General features: G+C 60.9%; 14 protein-coding genes. 13 read left to right on the forward strand and 1 reads right to left on the reverse strand.

What is annotated here, in order from left to right:
• Positions 1–275: 275 nt before the first annotated feature.
• From DWY51_RS00310 to rpsJ, 9 genes are all read left to right on the forward strand, one after another.
• On the forward strand, positions 276–1184 hold the full coding sequence (locus DWY51_RS00310) for a UTP--glucose-1-phosphate uridylyltransferase (RefSeq protein ID WP_099432078.1): 909 nt from the start codon (positions 276–278) through the stop codon (positions 1182–1184).
• 350 nt (positions 1185–1534) lie between these two features.
• Complete coding sequence (locus tag DWY51_RS00315; protein ID WP_230318720.1) at positions 1535–4963, forward strand: DNA-directed RNA polymerase subunit beta; 3429 nt, start codon at positions 1535–1537, stop codon at positions 4961–4963.
• A gap of 6 nt (positions 4964–4969) precedes the next feature.
• Positions 4970–9448: a DNA-directed RNA polymerase subunit beta' gene (locus DWY51_RS00320; RefSeq protein ID WP_199411334.1), complete on the forward strand. Its 4479-nt coding sequence runs from the start codon at positions 4970–4972 to the stop codon at positions 9446–9448.
• Between the two features lie 311 nt (positions 9449–9759).
• Complete coding sequence (locus tag DWY51_RS00325; RefSeq protein WP_117769553.1) at positions 9760–10278, forward strand: RNA polymerase sigma factor; 519 nt, start codon at positions 9760–9762, stop codon at positions 10276–10278.
• On the forward strand, positions 10229–11305 hold the full coding sequence (locus DWY51_RS00330) for a DUF4179 domain-containing protein (protein WP_117769349.1): 1077 nt from the start codon (positions 10229–10231) through the stop codon (positions 11303–11305). Before DWY51_RS00325 ends, DWY51_RS00330 begins: the two co-directional genes overlap by 50 nt.
• Before the next feature lie 552 nt (positions 11306–11857).
• Positions 11858–12235: a 30S ribosomal protein S12 gene (rpsL, locus tag DWY51_RS00335; protein WP_006235012.1), complete on the forward strand. Its 378-nt coding sequence runs from the start codon at positions 11858–11860 to the stop codon at positions 12233–12235.
• A 73-nt stretch (positions 12236–12308) separates the two neighbouring features.
• A complete protein-coding gene (rpsG, locus tag DWY51_RS00340) occupies positions 12309–12782 on the forward strand; it encodes a 30S ribosomal protein S7 (RefSeq protein WP_006235013.1) in 474 nt (157 codons plus the stop codon).
• A 19-nt stretch (positions 12783–12801) separates the two neighbouring features.
• Entirely contained in the window at positions 12802–14901 is a 2100-nt protein-coding gene (gene fusA, locus DWY51_RS00345) for an elongation factor G (RefSeq protein WP_022094183.1), read from the forward strand.
• 60 nt (positions 14902–14961) lie between these two features.
• Positions 14962–15270: a 30S ribosomal protein S10 gene (rpsJ, locus tag DWY51_RS00350; RefSeq protein ID WP_022094184.1), complete on the forward strand. Its 309-nt coding sequence runs from the start codon at positions 14962–14964 to the stop codon at positions 15268–15270.
• 115 nt (positions 15271–15385) lie between these two features.
• Here rpsJ and DWY51_RS00355 read toward each other — a convergent pair whose 3' ends face one another.
• A complete protein-coding gene (locus DWY51_RS00355) occupies positions 15386–16162 on the reverse strand; it encodes a biotin--[acetyl-CoA-carboxylase] ligase (RefSeq protein WP_117769351.1) in 777 nt (258 codons plus the stop codon).
• Positions 16163–16338: 176 nt separating this feature from the next.
• Here DWY51_RS00355 and DWY51_RS00360 point away from each other — a divergent pair, with 176 nt between their 5' ends.
• Genes DWY51_RS00360 through DWY51_RS00375 form a run of 4 tightly spaced genes read left to right on the forward strand, consistent with a single transcriptional unit; the run spans position 16339 to position 19447 of the window.
• Positions 16339–17298 (forward strand): 3-oxoacyl-ACP synthase III family protein, encoded by a 960-nt coding sequence (locus DWY51_RS00360; protein WP_117769353.1) that lies wholly within the window; start codon positions 16339–16341, stop codon positions 17296–17298.
• A 51-nt stretch (positions 17299–17349) separates the two neighbouring features.
• Positions 17350–17586, forward strand: coding sequence for an acyl carrier protein (locus tag DWY51_RS00365; protein ID WP_006235019.1), 237 nt, complete (start codon positions 17350–17352; stop codon positions 17584–17586).
• Between the two features lie 2 nt (positions 17587–17588).
• Complete coding sequence (fabK, locus tag DWY51_RS00370) at positions 17589–18533, forward strand: enoyl-[acyl-carrier-protein] reductase FabK (RefSeq protein ID WP_117769355.1); 945 nt, start codon at positions 17589–17591, stop codon at positions 18531–18533.
• The gene (locus DWY51_RS00375) at positions 18521–19447 is read left to right on the forward strand and encodes an ACP S-malonyltransferase (protein WP_117769357.1); all 927 of its coding nucleotides are present in this window, start codon (positions 18521–18523) and stop codon (positions 19445–19447) included. Before fabK ends, DWY51_RS00375 begins: the two co-directional genes overlap by 13 nt.
• Positions 19448–19458 lie beyond the last annotated feature (11 nt).

The following is a 19458-nucleotide window of genomic DNA, read 5'->3' on the forward strand; positions in this document are numbered from 1 at the left end:
CTATGCGAGCCCCGTCTTTTTTGTTTTTGGCTCCTCATTCCCATTGCTCGGCACGCAGAGCATCGTTGTCTTCGCCGTGCCATTCCCGTTACCGCTGGGGCGTAAAATTGCACCATTCGAGCAATAATTTGCGTTGACCTGCTGAAGAATTGCGTTTGCCTTACGGCGACGTATGTCTCCGGCGGTAAGATACTTCGGTATCGCAATTTGGTCTGCGGCCGCCGTGCCGCACGCACAGGGCGCATTCTGCGCCTGCGAAAGGATCCTTGAATAACATGAAGGCAATCATCCCCGCCGCCGGTCTTGGCACGCGTTTTCTGCCTGGCACCAAGTGCACGCCCAAAGAGATGCTGCCGGTGCTCGACAAGCCGGTCATTCAGTATGTCGTCGAGGAGGCGCTCGACCCCGAGGAGGTCGATGACGCCATCATCGTTACCTCTCCCGGTAAGCCCGAGCTGCTGAGCTACTTCCAGCCCGATCGCTCGCTCGAGAATCTGCTGCGCGAGCGCGGTAAGGACGCCTACGCCGACGCCGTCGCCCATGCGGGCGGTATGCCGGTCGACTTCCGTTATCAGTACGAGCCCAAGGGCCTCGGCCATGCTATCCGCTCTGCTGCCGACGCCGTGGCAGGGGAGAACTTCCTGGTTCTTCTGGGCGACTACGTTGTGCCTAATCGCGACATCTGCGACAAGATGCTCGCCGTTTCCAAGGAGCACGGTGGAGCTTCGGTTATCGCCGTCGCTGCTTGCTCGCCCGAGGAAGTCAGCCGCTACGGCGTTATCGCCGGCGAGCGCGTCGGTTCGCTCGAGGGCGCCGAGGACGTTGCCGATGCAGAGCCGGGCGCTGTCTGGCGCATCGGCGGTCTGGTCGAGAAGCCCGCTCCCGAGGCGGCTCCGTCCAACCTGTACATTGTCGGCCGTTATCTGCTGAGCCCGCTGGTCATGGACCTGCTCGCCGATCAGCAGGCCGGCAAGGGCGGCGAGATCCAGCTCACCGACGCCATGGCCCGCTCGCTCGATCGCGAGGCCATGTACGCTGTCGTCATCGACCCGCTCTCGGGCTACGACACCGGCACCCCGTCTGGCTGGATGGCCACCAACGCCCTCATGGCCGCAAGCGATCCTCGCTTTGCCAGCGCCTTCTGGGACGCCATCGACGAGCGCGGCGGCTTGATGCGCAAATAAGCCTTCGGGCATCGACATTTACGGGTGCGGACTTCGGTCTGCACCCGTTTTTTATAAGAGCTGCGATTGCTGGCTCTCTGTTCACAGAAAATATATGAACAGATGTTCGATACACATACATCTACCTGCGTGTTTTCTGCCGAAAAACTTTGCTACTCCAAAAACTCAATCGCGTCAAGGCTTTTCTTGCCCAACGGTCGGTACCTGATAAACTATTAGGTTGCGATAACTGGCGAAGCTATGCCTCGCCAACCCACCGAGCATTTCCGTGAAGGAGGAAAAACCTGGTGACCTACGCATACACTGCCACTGAGCGCAAGCGCGTCAGCTTCGGGAAAATCCCGGAGGCCATGGAGCTCCCCAACCTTATCTCTGTTCAAAGGGAATCCTTTGAGCGTTTTAAGGACGAGGGCCTTCGTGAGGCGTTCAAGGAATCCAGCCCCATCCAGAGTCAGAACCATGTTCTCGAGGTTACCTTCGGCGAGCATCAGTTCGGCGACCCCGCGCACACCGTCGAGGAGTGCCGCGAGAAGGATATGACCTATCAGGCTCCGCTTCTGACCGACGTCCGTCTCACCAACAAGGAGACCGGCGAGATCAAGGAGCAGCTCGTCTTTATGGGCGACTTCCCCATGATGACCGATCAGGGCACCTTCATCATCAACGGTACCGAGCGTATCGTCGTTTCGCAGCTCGTCCGTTCCCCGGGTGTGTACTACAGCTCCGAGATGGATTCGGGCAAGCAGATCTACAAGGCCCAGATCATCCCGTCCCGCGGTGCCTGGCTCGAGTTTGAGGTCGACAAGCGCGATCAGCTCATGGTCTCCATCGACCGTAAGCGTAAGCAGAGCGCCACGATGTTCCTGCGCGCCCTTGGCATCGCCGTCACCAACGACGACATCATCGAGCTGCTCGGCAACTCCGATGTGATCAAGCGCACCCTGGAGCGCGACACCGCCCTCACCCGCGAGGATGCCCTTATCGAGATCTACCGTCGCCTGCGCCCGGGCGAGCCTCCCACCGTGGACGCTTCCCGCAGCCTGCTCGAGGGCCTGCTCTTTAACCCGCAGCGCTACGATCTGGCCCGCGTCGGTCGTTACAAGGTCAACAAGAAGCTCAACCTCACCACCGAGGAAGAGGTCACGGTGCTCACCGACGAGGATATCGTCGCGACGCTGCGCTACCTGCTGTCCCTCGCTGCCGGCGAGCAGGGCTTCAAGGTCGACGACATCGACCACTTTGGCAACCGCCGCATCCGCACCGTCGGCGAGCTCGTCGCCAACCAGTTCCGTATCGGCATGAGCCGTATGGAGCGCGTCGTCCGTGAGCGCATGAGCTCCCAGGACATCGACGAGATTACCCCGCAGTCGCTCATCAACATCCGTCCGATCGTGGCCTCCATCAAGGAGTTCTTCGGTTCCTCGCAGCTCTCGCAGTTCATGGACCAGGCGAACCCCCTGACCGGTCTGACCCACAAGCGCCGTCTGTCCGCACTCGGCCCTGGCGGTCTTGCCGGCCACAAGTCCGGCTCCAGCCGCCGCACCAACGTGCCGACGGCCGTCCGCGACGTTCACAACTCGCACTACAGCCGCATGTGCCCGATCGAGACCCCCGAAGGCCCCAACATCGGCCTGATCGGCTCGCTCGCTCTCTACGCCCGCGTCAACGAGTACGGCTTCATCGAGGCTCCGTTCCGTCGCGTCGAGAACGGCGTTGCCACCGACCAGATCGACTGGATGACCGCTGACGAGGAAGAGAAGCACGTCATCGCGCCGGCCAACACGCCGCTCGATCCCAAGACCAACGAGTTCATCACGACCGATGCCGAGGGCAAGCTTGTCCGCCCGCACACCGTGATCGCCCGTACCCGCGACTTCGACGGCTCCTTCGGCGCTCCCGCCGACGTGCCTGTCGAGGACGTCGACTACATGGACGTCTCGCCGCGTCAGATGCTCTCCGTCGCAGCCACGCTGATCCCGTTCCTCGAGCACGACGACGCCAAGCGTACGCTGATGGGCGCTAACATGCAGCGCCAGGCCGTGCCGCTGGTTCACCCTGCCGCTCCCTATGTCGGTACCGGCATGGAGCGTCGCGCCGCTCTGGACTCCGGCGAGGTCACCCTGGCCAAGAACGCCGGCGAGGTCATCTTTGCCGACGCTGCCAAGATCATCGTCAAGCATGCCGGCGGCATGGACGAGTATCACCTGGCCAAGTACCAGCGCTCCAACCAGTCCACCTGCATCAACCACCGTCCGCTCGTGCGCGTCGGTGACACCGTTGAGCAGGGCGAGCCCCTGGCTGACGGTCCTTCGACCGATCATGGCGAGCTCGCACTGGGTCAGAACCTCACCGTGGCATACATGCCGTGGGAAGGCTTCAACTACGAGGACGGTATCGTCGTGTCCGAGCGTCTGGTGGCCGAGGACCTGCTGACGACCATCAACATCACCCGTCACGAGATCGATGCCCGCGACACCAAGCTCGGCCCCGAGGAGATCACCCGCGAGATCCCGAACCTCTCTGAGGATATGCTTGCCAACCTCGACGAGGACGGCATTATCCGCATCGGCGCCGAGGTCGGCCCTGGCGACATCCTGGTCGGCAAGGTCACGCCTAAGGGCGAGAGCGCTCTGACCGCCGAGGAGCGCCTGCTGCGCGCCATCTTCGGTGCCAAGGCCCACGACGTCCGCGACACCTCCCTTAAGATGCCTCACGGCGCTTACGGTCGCGTCATCGACGTCGTCCGCTTTAGCCGCGAGAACGGCGACGATCTGGCCCCCGGCGTCAACGAGCAGGTGCGCGTCTACGTCGCCCAGCGTCGTAAGATCCAGCAGGGCGATAAGATCGCCGGCCGCCACGGCAACAAGGGTGTTATCTGTAACGTTCTGCCGGTCGAGGACATGCCCTACATGGCTGACGGTACCCCGATCGACGTTATCCTCAACCCGCTGGGCGTTCCCTCGCGTATGAACGTCGGCCAGCTGCTCGAGTGCCACCTTGGCTGGGCCGCTGCCTGCGGTTGGGATACCGAGAAGGCCGACTCCGACAAGTACGTCCCCGGTCCGTTCTTCACCGCGACGCCCGTCTTCGACGGCGCCAAGGAGGACGAGATCGCCGAGGTCATTCGTCGTGCCAACAAGAACATGCTCAACAAGGCCACCGCTGCCTTTGGCGATCACATGCGTCCCGAGTTCGTCACCCAGCTTGACGAGCGCGGCAAGACCCGCCTGTTCGACGGCCGCACCGGCGAGGAGTTCCGCGAGCCCATTACCGTGGGTACGTCCTACATCCTCAAGCTCGGCCACATGGTCGACGACAAGATCCACGCCCGTTCGACCGGCCCTTACAGCTTGGTTACCCAGCAGCCTCTGGGCGGCAAGGCCCAGTTCGGCGGCCAGCGCTTCGGCGAGATGGAAGTTTGGGCACTGTACGCATACGGTGCTTCCAACGTCCTGCAGGAGATTCTGACCGTCAAGTCCGACGATACCGTGGGCCGCGTCAAGACCTACGAGTCCATCGTCAAGGGCGAGAACGTTCCTGTTCCGGGTATCCCCGAGTCCTTCAAGGTTCTCGTCAAGGAGATCCGTTCCCTCGCGCTGGACATCGAGCCCATGCACGATGCTGACGAGGACGCCTCCGCCCCTGTGACCGCCGAGGAGACCTCTGCTCTCGACGACCTGGCTGCGCTCGCCGGCGTTGACGCCGACGTCGAGGCCGAGGATGCCGAGACCGTCGAGGCACCCGAGGCTGTCGCCGCCACGACCACTGATAAGGAGTAGTTGACTGTGGCAGATTTCGAAGCTACTGATTTTGACTCGGTAAAGATCTCCCTTGCCTCCGCCGACCAGATCCGTTCCTGGTCGCACGGTGAGGTCAAGAAGCCGGAGACCATCAATTACCGTACCCTCAAGCCCGAGAAGGACGGCCTGTTCTGCGAGAAGATCTTCGGTCCCGCCAAGGACTGGGAGTGCTCCTGTGGCAAGTACAAGGGCATCCGCTTTAAGGGTATCGTCTGCGAGCGCTGCGGCGTCGAGGTTACCTCGGCCAAGGTGCGTCGCGACCGCATGGGCCATATCGAGCTCGCCGCTCCCGTGTCCCACATCTGGTACTTCAAGAGCCCCACGAGCTTCCCGATGAGCCGTATGCTCGACATCAAGTCCAAGGACCTCGAGAAGGTTCTGTACTTTGCCAGCTACATCATCACCGAGGTTGACTATGAGGCCCGCGAGGCCGACGCCGACGACCTGCGCGAGGAGCTCGCCGCCGATCTGGAAGAGATCGATGCCGAGTGCGCCCGTCAGATCGAGTCCCTCAAGGAGCAGGGCGACCCCGAGAACTTTGACGAGTTCTCCGACGAGGAGCCGCTGACCCCCGAGGAGATCGCCTCTGGCATCGTCGACATCGAGGAAGAGTGCAAGGACGAGAAGCAGCTCCGCACGGACGCCTTCAACGCCTTCATGAAGCTCACCGAGCGCGACCTCATCTCCGATGAGCCGCTGTTCCGTGAGATGACCCGTTACTACTCCATGTACTTCAAGGGTGGTATGGGTGCCGAGGCTGTCCGCGACCTGCTCGCTGCTATCGACCTCCCCTCCGAGGCCGAGAAGCTCAAGGCCATCATCGCCGACGAGGATTCCCAGAAGCAGAAGCGCGAGAAGGCCGTCAAGCGCCTCGAGGTCGTTGACGCCTTCCTGAAGGGCGGCAACAGCCCCGCAAACATGATCCTGGACGTCATCCCGGTCATTCCGCCCGATCTGCGCCCGATGGTCCAGCTCGATGGCGGCCGCTTCGCCGCGTCCGACCTCAACGACCTGTATCGTCGCGTGATCAACCGTAACAACCGACTCAAGCGCCTGCTCGACCTGGATGCCCCTGCGATTATCGTGAACAACGAGAAGCGCATGCTCCAGGAGTCCGTGGACGCCCTGTTCGACAACGGCCGTCGTGGTCGCCCGGTCTCTGGCCGTGGCGGTCGCCCGCTCAAGTCGCTCGCCGAGGCCCTCAAGGGCAAGCAGGGTCGTTTCCGTCAGAACCTGCTGGGTAAGCGTGTCGACTACTCCGGCCGTTCGGTTATCGTTACCGACCCCAAGCTGCTGCTGCACCAGTGCGGTCTGCCCAAGACCATGGCGCTGGAGCTCTTCAAGCCCTTCGTTATGAAGCGCCTGGTCGAGCTCGGCAAGGTCGAGAACATCAAGGGCGCCAAGCGCGCTATCGACCGCGGTGCCACCTTTGTGTGGGATATCCTCGAAGAGGTCATCGACGGCCGCGTCGTGCTGCTCAACCGTGCACCGACCCTGCACCGTCTGTCCATCCAGGCCTTTGAGCCGGTGCTGGTCGAGGGCAAGGCTATCCACCTGCACCCGCTGGTCTGCTCGCCCTTCAACGCCGACTTCGACGGCGACCAGATGTCTGTCCACGTGCCGCTGTCCAGCCAGGCTCAGGCCGAGGCCCGCGTGCTCATGCTCTCTGCGAACAACCTGCGCTCGCCGGCATCCGGCAAGCCGGTCAACATCCCTTCGCAGGACATGATCATCGGTGTGTACTACCTGACCCAGGTCCGCGAGGGTCTGCCGGGCGAGAACCACGTGTTCTCGAGCTTCGACGACGCGCTGCACGCCTATGACTGCCGCTCCGAGGTCGACATGCAGGCCAAGATCCAGGTCCGCGTGTCCGCTGCCGATGCCAACGTCATCAATGAGGACGGCACCCGTATCTTCCGCGTCAAGAACGGCAAGAACGAGTTTGTCGACTACGATGTCACCGGCAATAAGACCGCGCGCTTCGAGACCTCTATCGGCCGCATCATCTTCAACCGCCAGTGCCTGCCCGAAGACTACGAGTTCATGAACTACAAGATGGTCAAGGGCGATGTGGCCAAGCTGGTTGCGGACTGCTGTGATCGTTACCCCGAGGCCAAGGTCGGCCCGATCCTCGACGCCATCAAGTACTCCGGCTTCCACTACGCTACCCGCGCCGGCCTCACCATCTCGGTGTGGGACGCTCTCATCCCTGCCGAGAAGCAGGAGCTGCTCGACCGCGCCCAGGCCAACGTCGACCAGATCAACGAGTACTTCGAGGAGGGCTTCATCAACGAGACGGAGCGCCACATCGAAGTCGTTAACGAGTGGACCGCTTGTACCGACAAGGTCGCAGCGCTCATGCTCGACATGTTCGACGAGGAGAACCCGCTGTACATGATGGCCGACTCCGGCGCCCGTGGTTCTAAGACCCAGCTGCGTCAGCTCGGCGGCATGCGTGGCCTGATGGCAGACATGTCCGGCGAGACGATCGACCTTCCCATTAAGGCGAACTTCCGCGAGGGCTTGCTGCCGCTCGAGTACTTCATTTCGACCTACGGCGCCCGTAAGGGCCTGGTCGATACCGCATCCCACACCTCGGACTCTGGTTACCTGACCCGTCGTCTGGTCGACGTGGCCCAGGACGTCATCGTCCGCGAGGAGGACTGCGGCACGCACGAGGGCGTCACCTACAACCTCATCATCCCCGGCACCACCGACCTCAACACCGACCTCGTCGGCCGTTGCTTCATCGAGGACGTCGTGGCTCCCGATGGCACCGTGCTCTTTGAGCAGGACGGCTACATCGAGAAGGTTGCCGACATTCAGAAGATGGTCGATGCCGGCCTTAAGAAGGTCAAGCTCCGCGCGCTGCTCACTTGCCGCTCCAAGTACGGCGTGTGCCAGAAGTGCTACGGCTGGGATCTTTCCACCCGTCGTCCGGTCGCCATCGGTACCGCGGTCGGCATTATTGCCGCCCAGTCCATCGGCGAGCCCGGTACGCAGCTTACGATGCGTACCATTCACTCCGGCGGCGTCGCTGGCGTCGACGATATTACGCAGGGTCTGCCTACGGTCAGCCGTATGTTCGATATCGTCGGCAACGTCAACGAGAAGATTCTGGGTCGCGAGGCCGAGCTGGCTCCGTACTCCGGCCACCTCTCGATTAAGCCCGAGAAGTCCGAGTACGTGCTGACGCTCACCGACTCCGAGGACCACACCCGTGTCCTCGACGAGCGTCGCGTCCCCGCTTCGGTTCGCTTTATGCCCGAGATCGAGGACGGCTGCGAGGTTCGCGCCGGCGACCAGATCACCAAGGGCTTCGTCAACTTCCGCAACCTGCGCAAGCTGACTGACATCGAGTCGACGATGCACACCTTCGTCGAGAGCGTCAAGGACGTCTACACCAGCCAGGGCGTCGACCTGAACGACAAGCACATCGAGGTGCTCGCACGTCAGATGCTGCGTCGCGTTCAGATCACCAACCCCGGTGACTCCAAGTACCTGCTTGGTCAGTACGTCGACCGCTACGAGTTCGCCGACGAGGTCGAGCGCGTTGCCCGTCTGGGCGGTCAGGCTCCTGTGGCCGAGCCCGTCATCCTGGGTACGCTCAAGGTCGCGTCCAACATCGACTCCTGGCTGTCGAGCGCTTCGTTCATCCGTACCGCCGGCGTCCTTACCGAGGCTGCCATCGAGGGCAAGGTCGACCACCTGCTCGACCTTAAGTCCAACGTCATCGTCGGTAAGAAGATCCCGGCCGGTACCGGCCTCAAGCCGTACGCCAACGCCAAGCTGACGTATCGTACGGCCGACGGCTACGTGGACATCGACGGCCCGGCTTCGCCCAACGCCAAGTCGCTGCCCGAGTGGGCTCCTGTGGAGCTCAAGGACCTGGACGAGCAGCTCCCGCAGCAGCTCGACTGGGCCGGCTACGACGAGTTCGGTGGTGCTGACGGTTCGTTCACCCGCAACGGCCACACCATCTCCGCCGAGAAGGCTCGCCTGTACCTGTTCGACGACCTGGGCGTGTCGCAGCGCTGGACCAACAAGTTCAGCGAGGTCGGCATCGAGACGGTCGGCGACCTGGTCGGCAAGTCCGAGGAAGATCTGCTGCGCATCGATGGCATCGGTGCCAAGGCGATCGAGGAGCTCCGTGACGGCCTCGAGGCCCACGACCTGCTCTACATCCTCGAGAACAACGACGACGTTGCCGACGAGGAAGACCTCTCGCAGCTGCTGCAGATGGTCTTTAGCCCCGACGGTCCGGACGACATCCTGCTGGGCACCTCTGCCGCGCCGACGCATCACGCCGACGCCGACGAGGAGCTCCTGGGCGCTCCGATCGACGACAAGAAGGCTCCCGCCAACGGTGCCATCAACGAGGACATGGCGTCCCTCGACGAGCTGCTCAACCAGCTCGTGGACACCGACGACGCCGAAGAGGCCAAGGACAACGACGAGGAGTAACTAGTTCCGCCGTTCTAACGAACGGCGGCGATCTCCGTCGCTGCGCGGCCCCCAGAGCTACAATCTGTCATTCAAAAGGCAGGGCATGACCAAAAGGTCAATGCCCTGCCTTTTTCATGCCACCTTGTACGCTCTGGGGGCCGCTCGCTTGCGTATGCTCAACCTGTTGCGTTCCGTCGATCCCTTGCCAATAAGGGGCAGAGTTTTTTTTGGTAGGTTATTCCTGCTTGAATTTGAAACATTTCGTTCGGTCAAAGCGTATCTATGGTGAGGGCCTCAGCAAGAAATATCAGCATCACCGGGAGGTGATTATGGAAGAACAAGCTTTTAGACAGGCGGTCGAAGATCACCGGGATGTCGTGTTTCGAATCGCATTGACGTACCTGCGCGATCGCGCCGATGCCGACGATGTTGCACAAGACGTCTTTCTTAAGTTGCTCAAAAGCGATGGACACTTTGAAAGTCGGGAGCATCTTCGCCGCTGGCTTATCCGGGTCACGATCAATGAATGCAAATCGCTCTTTCGAAAGCCATGGAGGCGTGTGGAGGATATTGAGAACCTGGCCGATTCGCTTTCGACGGCGCAGGAGGAGTCCAAGGCGGTCCTGTCAGACGTTATGCGACTTCCGGAGCGATTCCGTGTTCCCATCGTGCTCTATTACTATCTGGGCTTTTCGACCTCAGAGATTGCCGAGTTACTGCATGTGCCAGCCGCGACCGCTCGAACGCGTTTAGCTCGTGGTCGATCGAAGCTCAAATTCATCCTAGAGGAGGGCGACCGTGAAATCCAATCAAATCAAGCAGGCCTTCGAGTCCATCCAAGCCGATAGCGATCTTGCCGACCGTGTTATTGATGCTGCGGCTGGAAAGCCGCTTCGTCGAAAGGGTCACGCGAAACCTCTGTATGTTGCCGTAATCGGATGTCTTGCCGGAGTGTTGGCGACCGGAGGGGTCGCCTACGCCGTTGTCAATTCCAGCTATTTTGCCTCAGCCTGGGGAAACCACGGCAATGGGGATTCCATTACCTGGACCAACGGAGGCTCATCGGGAACTAAATATACCTACACCAGAGAGTTTGGTGATGGCATCGCGCCCCAAAGCCTGGAGGGTGCAGTCCAGGAGGTTAATCTGTCCGTCGAGGGTAACGGCTATACGCTTGATATCCATGAGATGGCTATTGACCAAAACGGCTGCGGAGCCGTGACGTTTACGTTGTCCAATCCAAATGGCGTTAACTACTACAAGCCGGCAGCAGAGACAGGCGAACTTGTTCTCTATGGTGAAGAAGAACAAGGCATCGGTACACCCAGCATGAACTTCGGCGAGGAATGGGCTGACACACGCTGCACAATTGATAAGGACACATCAAGCGACACGGTCATTAATGGCACGATGTACTTTGCCTCGTGGAATCGCGAGCGAGATTTGGGACATGCGGTCACCTGGAATATCAGCTGGACGGAGGGCAAAGGTGAGGATGCGAAGGTGATCGAGGTATCGACGCCAGAGTTTAACGTCGGAGCGCACGTCGATACAAAGGAACTCCGCTCTGATGACTCGCCTCTCGAGATTAGCCCGTTTTCCATCCAGACGCACATCGATGATCTGGGCTATGAAGCAGTTGATCATAAACTGACCGTCAGCTACAAGGATGGATCGGAGCAGATTATCGAAGATGACGACGCAGGGGCGTACAATTTCTATGTTTCGATGGCACGCAATAGCGGAGAGAACATTTGGGTGCCGACAAAACTGATCAATGTCGATCAAGTGGTCTCAGTAACGCTTGAGGGCACGAGATACACATCAACAGGAGAGACCGAAACAGAAGTACCCTTTACCATCATCTATTCGTAAGATTTGGGGCCGCTTCCTACTAGGGGAGGCGGCCCATTTTGCATTAAATGGACGGTTAGACCGAGCGATATACTTCCGAAAACGCCGCCGATTTCCATGCGAAAGACGAAAGCAGATCACCGCCGGAGCGCGACGTTTCCCCAGATAAAACCGACCAAAATAAACCTGTCCCTTTTTGGCAGGTGGCGTTGCCCCAACGAGCACGTCGGATTCCCGGACCGGGCGGCCCAGGTTTTAAGTTTGTCGCGAGTTCCGCACGCAAAGGAAAGCACTTAATGTGCTTTCCGTCTTGCGCAGGACTGTAGAGCAGCAAACTTAAAACCTGGGCCGCCCGGTCCGGGAATCCTCCCAAGCGCACAGGAGGGGATTCCTTTTGTGTAGGCTTTGCGGAAATGTACCAATTTTTGGATACGCCCGGCGGCGTGGTCTGTTGACGGCACAGCTAACGCCACGTATCCTATCGAACTGCGTGTTTCGTAGGGGGATGCTGACCCCTCGATTCAAGCCGTTGCACTTTACAGAAAGCTGGAATCATTCGAGAAGGAGTACGCTTTGCCTACTATTAACCAGCTGGTTCGCCAGGGCCGTCGTTCCGTGCCCAAGAAGTCCAAGAACGCTGCTCTGCAGCACAACTCCCAGAAGCGCGGCGTGTGCACCCGCGTCTTCACCACGAGCCCCAAGAAGCCGAACTCGGCTCTTCGTAAGGTTGCCCGTGTTCGCCTTGTCAACGGCATCGAAGTTACTGCTTACATCCCGGGTGAGGGCCACAACCTGCAGGAGCACTCCATCGTGCTCGTCCGCGGCGGTCGTGTCCGTGACCTCCCTGGTGTCCGTTATCACGTCATCCGTGGCGCCTACGACGCTGCTCCGGTCCAGAACCGTATGCAGGCCCGTTCCAAGTACGGTGCTAAGCGCCCCAAGGCCAAATAAGCCAGATAACGTTTTGATACTTTCGCCGTGTGCCGCCTAAGCGCCGCACGGTAGACACTTAAGGAGATTTCACATGCCGCGTCGTGCAGCAGCTAATCGTCGTGAGGTTCAGCCTGACGCCGTTTACAACAACCGCCTGGTGACTCAGCTCATCAACAAGGTCCTTCTTGACGGCAAGAAGGCCACCGCTGAGCGCATCGTTTACACCGCTTTCGAGATCGTTGCCGAGAAGTCCGAGGGTGGCGACGCTCTCGCTACCTTCAAGAAGGCTATGGACAACGTCAAGCCCACGCTCGAGGTTAAGCCCAAGCGTGTCGGTGGCGCTACCTATCAGGTCCCGATGGAGGTCAACTCCCGTCGTTCCACCGCTCTGGGCATCCGCTGGATCGTCAACTTCTCCCGCGCTCGCAAGGAGAAGACCATGGCCGAGCGTCTCGCCAACGAGATCCTCGACGCTTCCAACGGCCTGGGCGCTTCCGTCAAGAAGCGTGAGGACGTCTTCAAGATGGCCGAGGCCAACCGCGCGTTCTCTCACTATCGTTGGTAAGTTAAGGTAAGGAACTAACATGGCTAAGCCTAAGTACAAGCTTTCCGATACCCGTAACATCGGCATCATGGCCCACATCGATGCCGGTAAGACCACCACGACCGAGCGTATTCTTTACTACACCGGTAAGACCCACAAGATCGGTGAGGTCCATGAGGGCGCTGCCACCATGGACTGGATGGTTCAGGAGCAGGAGCGCGGCGTAACCATTACCTCCGCTGCTACCACGTGCTTCTGGAACAAGGACGGTAAGGACTACCGCATCCAGATCATCGACACCCCGGGCCACGTTGACTTCACCGCCGAGGTCGAGCGCTGCCTGCGCGTCCTCGATGGCGCTGTCGCCGTCTTCGACGCCGTTGCCGGCGTTCAGCCCCAGTCTGAGACCGTTTGGCGTCAGGCTTCTACCTTCAACGTCCCCCGCATCGCCTTCATCAACAAGTATGACCGCGTGGGCGCTGACTTCTTCAACGCTATCGAGACCATGAAGGATCGTCTCGACGCTAACGCCGTGGCCGCTCAGGTCCCGATGGGCGCCGAGGACAACTTCTGGGGCGTCATCGACCTGGTCACCATGACTGCATGGGACTTCAAGGCCGACGAGAAGGGCATGACCTACCCCGAGCCGATGGACGAGATCCCGGCTGAGTTTGCCGACATCGCTGCCACCAAGCGCGAGGAGCTCCTCGACGCTGCTGCCAGCTTTGACGACGAGCTCATGGAGAAGATTCTCATGGAGGAGGACTTCACCGTCGAGGAGCTCAAGGCTGCTCTGCGCAAGGGCGTTCTGGCCAACGAGCTCAACCTCGTCTTCGTGGGTTCCGCCTACAAGAACAAGGGCGTTCAGGAGCTGCTCGACGCTGTCGTCGACTACCTGCCCAGCCCGCTCGACGTCGAGGCCGTCACCGGTACCGATCCGGACACCGGCGAGGAGATTCAGCGTCATCCTTCCTTCGACGAGCCCTTCTCCGGCCTGGTCTTCAAGATCATGACCGACCCGTTCGTCGGTAAGCTCACCTATGTCCGCGTTTACTCCGGCCGCGCCGAGTCCGGCTCCTACGTGGTCAACGCTTCCAACGGTCAGCGCGAGCGCCTCGGCCGCATCCTCGAGATGAACGCTGCCGAGCGTATCGACCGTGACGACGCTGCCGCTGGCGACATCGTCGCTTGCGTCGGCTTCAAGAACTCCACCACCGGTGACACCCTGTGCGCCGAGGGCAAGGAGATCGTCCTCGAGAAGATCGAGTTCGCTAAGCCCGTTATCGACGTTGCCATCGAGCCCAAGACCAAGGCCGAGCAGGACAAGATGTCCCTGGCTCTGACCAAGCTCGCCGAAGAGGACCCGACCTTCCAGGTGTCCACCAACCACGAGACCGGCCAGACCATCATCGCCGGCATGGGCGAGCTGCACCTCGAGATCATCGTCGACCGTCTGCTCCGCGAGTTCAAGGTTGACGCTAACGTTGGTAAGCCCCAGGTTGCCTACCGCGAGACCGCTGGTCACGACGTCGAGAAGGCTGAGGGCAAGTTCGTCCGTCAGTCCGGCGGTCGCGGTCAGTACGGCCACGCCGTCATCAAGCTCGAGAAGATGGAGGAGGGCTTCGGCTACGAGTTCGTCAACGCTATCGTCGGCGGCGTCGTGCCCAAGGAGTACATCCCGTCCATCGACAAGGGCATCCAGGAGGCCCTGAACACCGGTGTTATCGCCGGCTTCCCGGTCCTCGACGTTAAGGTCACCCTGTTCGACGGTTCTTACCACGAGGTCGACTCCTCCGAGGCCGCCTTCAAGATCGCCGGTTCCATGGCTATCAAGGACGCCCTCAAGAAGTCCGATCCGCAGCTGCTCGAGCCGATCATGGCTGTCGAGGTCGAGACCCCTGAGCAGTACATGGGCGACGTTATGGGCAACCTCTCCGGTCGCCGCGGCAAGATCGAGGGCATGGAGGATCGCAAGAACAGCAAGCTCATCCGTGCCAAGGTGCCGCTGGGCGAGATGTTCGGTTACGCTACCGACCTTCGCTCCCAGACCCAGGGCCGTGCATCCTACACGATGCAGTTCGACTCTTATGAGCCCGCGCCCAAGTCCATCGTGGACGAGGTCATGAGCAAGAACGCCTAAGTTCGAGCTCCCTGTTACGTAATCCGCGAGAACATCTCTCGCACTCTTTGGAGGTTTAAGTTGGCTACCCAGAAGATCCGCATTCGCCTCAAGGGCTATGATCACGAGGTCGTCGATCAGTCCGCGAAGCTCATCGTCGAGACCGCTCAGAAGACCGGCGCTCGCGTTTCCGGTCCTGTCCCCCTGCCCACCGAGCGCAACCTGTACACGGTTATCCGCTCGCCGCACGTGAACAAGGACTCCCGTGAGCAGTTCGAGATGCGCACCCACAAGCGCCTCATCGACATCCTCGACCCCACCTCGGGCACCGTTGATTCGCTCATGCGTCTCGACCTCCCCGCTGGCGTCGACATCGACATCAAGCTCTAAGCGATATCGCTCATAGCTCAAAGGGCCCCGCTGCCGCTACGGCAGCGGGGCCCTTTTGTTTTGAATGATGGTTTGGACTGTGGGGTAATGCTGCCGAGTAGGTGGTTGCGGCGCCCTATTCGCTCAAGGGACGCAGCGATGCCTCCTCAAAATGGAAGGATCGAAAGCCGTCTTCCGTTTCGATGCACGCGCGACCAAAGCCATCGACCGTTTGAAAGATGCCACGCGCCAGCTCGTCCCCAGCGGGGGAGCGGGCGATAACGTGCTCCCCGATCCAATTGAGGTGAGCGATATATTCATCGTGGACGGGCGCGAGCGGACCGGCGTCTTCTTCCTTGGCGGTGAGGCGCTCTGCCCAGGCATCTACAGCGTCTATAACTGCGTGATAGACCTCATCGAGGAGCATGTCGACGGCGGGAACGTTCTCGTTGAGATCCGAGAGGCCAATTGCCGCCAGGCCGCCATCGGGCACCTCTTGGGGCGTGTAGTTTACGTTGACGCCAATGCCGCAGACGGCGAAAGGTTTGCCTTCGTTATCGCGTGCGGCCTCGACCAGAATGCCGCCGAGCTTGCGTCCTCGCGCGACCAGGTCGTTGGGCCATTTGAGGCCAATCTCGTTTGCAAGACCCTGCTTTTCGAGCGCCTCGAGCACCGCTAAGCCGCTGATGGCGGCAAGACCAGAGTACTTTGCAGGATTAACGCATGGACGCAGGACAATCGAAAGCAATAGGTTGCCGGCGGTTGAATCCCACTTGTGGCCGCGCCGGCCGCGTCCTGCCGTCTGAGTCCGGGCGGCAAGTCCCGTGCCGTGCGGCTCTCCCTGTTTTCCTGCTTCGAGCAGGTCATCGTTGGTCGATCCGGTTACGTCGACTATCGTTAAACGAGAATCCATAACAGCTGCTACCTCCTAAGTTAATAAGGCAATCGCGCAATGGTGTCGAGAGATAGACACAATGTGAAGCCTTTGTCGCATTTGGACAATTTAATGTTAACACGTCAACAACGACTAAAATGCGCTATCCTCTCTTGGTCGATGTAAACACGTCAACAACTCAAAGGAGGTTAGTGATGGGTTTCACGATTCTTGGAACAGGCTCGGCGCTTCCTGAGCGCAGTGTTTCCAATGACGAGCTATCTGAGTTCCTCGATACCTCGGATGAGTGGATTTTTACCCGCACCGGTATCAAGAGCCGCCACGTCTGCACCACCGAGTCACTCGACGACCTTGCCGTAGCGGCGAGCGAGCGGGCACTCCAGGTGTCCGGAATCGACGCGAGCCAGCTGGATCTAATCGTCTGCTCGACGACAACGGGTGACCACCTTGTTCCCGCCGAGGCGTGTGCCGTAGCCGAGCGTCTGGGCGCGACGTGCCCTGCCTTCGATGTCTCGGCGGCTTGTGCCGGCTTCGTGTTTGCGCTCGATGTCGCCGAGGGCTATATCGCCCGCGGCCGTGCCGAGCGCGTGCTTGTCGTTGCTGCCGAGCAGATGACGCGCACGCTCGACTGGACCGACCGCGCCACCTGCGTGCTCTTTGGCGATGGGGCAGGCGCCGCAGTGATTGGAGCTGGGGGAGACAACCCCCTTGCCGTTGAGCTTTCGACGGCGCCCGACGTCGAGACGTTGCGCGTACCCGGTCTGGTCGGCACCTCGCCGTTTAAGGCCTCTGCAGATAGCGAGAGCGTGCTGTCCATGAATGGCCGCCGCGTGTTCAAGTTCGGCGTCAACGCCATCTGCGACACGGTCCATAAGCTTGCGGGCGATGCGGGCATTTCGGTCGAAGACATCGACCATTTTGTATTCCATCAGGCTAACGAACGAATCCTGAGTCAGGCGGTCAAGCGCCTCGGCGTGCCAGACGAGCGCGTGGTTCGAACGCTGCGCGAGATCGGCAACATTTCGAGCGCATGCATTCCGCTTGCCCTCGACCGGCTGGCAAACGCCGGTGCACTTCACACAGGCGACACCATCGCCTTGGTTGGATTTGGCGCCGGTCTGGATATAGGTGGCTATCTGCTTCGTTGGAAGTAGTCGCACATAGGAAATAAAAACGCCCTAGGGCACAACCAAAGGAGAACTACCATGGCAGATCAGAAGACCTTCGAGCGCGTTTGCGACGTTATCCGCGAGACCGCCGGTCTTGACGATGTCGAGATGAAGCCCGAGTCCACGCTCGAGGAGATTGGTCTCGACAGCCTGGGCACCGTCGAGATCCTCGTCGCCGTCGAGGACGAGTTTGGCATCCAGCTCGATACCGAGGAGAACCCCAAGACGGTCGGCGAGTTCGCCGATACGGTCGAGGCGGCATTGGAGAAGTAGAGATGCTCAAGACTCCTCTCTGCGATCTGCTCGGCATCGAAAAGCCCGTGTTCCAGGGCGGTATGGCCTGGATTGCCGATGCCTCGCTGGCGTCCGCAGTGTCCGAGGCGGGTGGCTTAGGCATCATCGCGGCCATGAACGCCGACGCCAACTGGCTTCGCGACCAGATTCATGAGCTGCGCGCCAAGACGGATAAGCCCTTTGGCGTCAACGTCATGCTCATGAGCCCGTTTGCCGACGAGGTCGCGCAGGTCGTGATTGACGAGCGAGTGCCGGTCGTCGTGACGGGCGCCGGCAATCCCGCCAAGTACATGAAGGCGTGGAACGAGGCGGGCATCAAGGTCGTCCCGGTCGTTGCCTCGGTGGCGCTGGCGCGCCTCGTGGCACGTCGTGGAGCCACGGCGGTTGTTGCCGAGGGTACCGAATCGGGCGGCCATATTGGCGAGACCTCGACGATGGCACTGGTGCCGCAGGTCGTCGATGCGGTCGACATTCCCGTTGTGGCCGCTGGCGGTATTGCCGACGGCCGCGGCGTGGCGGCCGCCTTTATGCTGGGCGCCGCCGGCGTGCAGGTGGGTACGCGCTTTCTGATCGCAGACGAGTGCACCGTATCGGAGCAGTACAAGGAGATGGTCTTGAAGGCCAACGACACCTCGACGCGTGCGACCGGCCGCTCGACGGGACACCCGGTGCGCGCCCTCAAGAGCCCCTTTACCAACGCCTACGCCAAGAGCGAGGCGGCGGGCGTAAGTGTCGAGGAACTCGGGGCCATGGGCACGGGCGCCCTTCGCAAGGCCGCCAAGGACGGCAATTACGAAGAGGGTTCGTTTTTGTGTGGACAGATTGCCGGCATGGTCAACGAGCGCCAGAGCGCACGTGAAATCGTTGACGACCTGATCGATGGCGCCGAGCGCGTCCTGAAGGGTGCGTCCGCATGGGTAGCGTAGCGTTTCTGTTTGCTGGCCAGGGTGCCCAACACCCCGCGATGGGCGTCGACCTGATCGAGGCATCGCCGGCGGCCGCCGAGGTGTTCGCCATTGTCGACGAGGTGCGCCCGGGGACCAGCGAGCAGTGCCGGAGCGCCTCCAAGGAGGAGCTCTCGCAGACCGAGAACACGCAGCCGTGCGTGTTCGTTCACGACCTGGCAGCGGCTACCGCTCTGCGTGAGCGCGGCGTGGTGCCTGCCGCCTGTGCGGGATTCTCGCTGGGCGAGGTCGCCGCGCTCACCTTTGCGGGGGCATTCGATACGCGAGCGGGCTTTGAGCTCGTGTGCGAGCGCGCGGCGCTGATGGCCGCGGCTGCCGAGCGCCATCCGGGCGGTATGCGCGCCGTCATCAAGCTCGATGCGGAGCAAGTCGAGAATCTGGCAAAACAGGCCGGCGAGGACTGCTGGCCGGTCAACTACAACAGCCCGCAGCAGACGGTTGTTGCCGGAGCGCCCGAGGCGCTGCAGGAGCTCGACGTCCTAGTAAAAGGGGCTGGCGGCCGCGCTATGAAAGTCGCGGTGTCGGGTGCATTCCATAGTCCCTATATGACCGAGGCGACTGAGGGGCTGGCGACGTATATCCAAGCCGGCCACGCGCCGTCTCCGCTGCTGATTCCGGTCATGGCAAACATGACGGCGGCGCCCTATCCGGCGGATCCGCGAGCGGCATCGGATGTCTTGGCCAACCAGGTGAGTCATGCCGTGCGCTGGGTCGACACGCTGCATACTCTGCAGGATCAGGGCATCGACACGTTTATTGAGGTTGGCCCTGGCAAAACGCTGTCCGGCCTGGTCAAGCGTACGCTGAGCGACGTTTGCGTGTATTCGTGCGAAACAGCCGAGCAGGTCGCAGCTATTGCCGACGAGCTCGCATAGTCCACAGGGCT

The sequence above is a fragment of the Collinsella sp. AF25-2LB genome, from assembly GCF_003458415.1.
GTDB lineage: Bacteria > Actinomycetota > Coriobacteriia > Coriobacteriales > Coriobacteriaceae > Collinsella.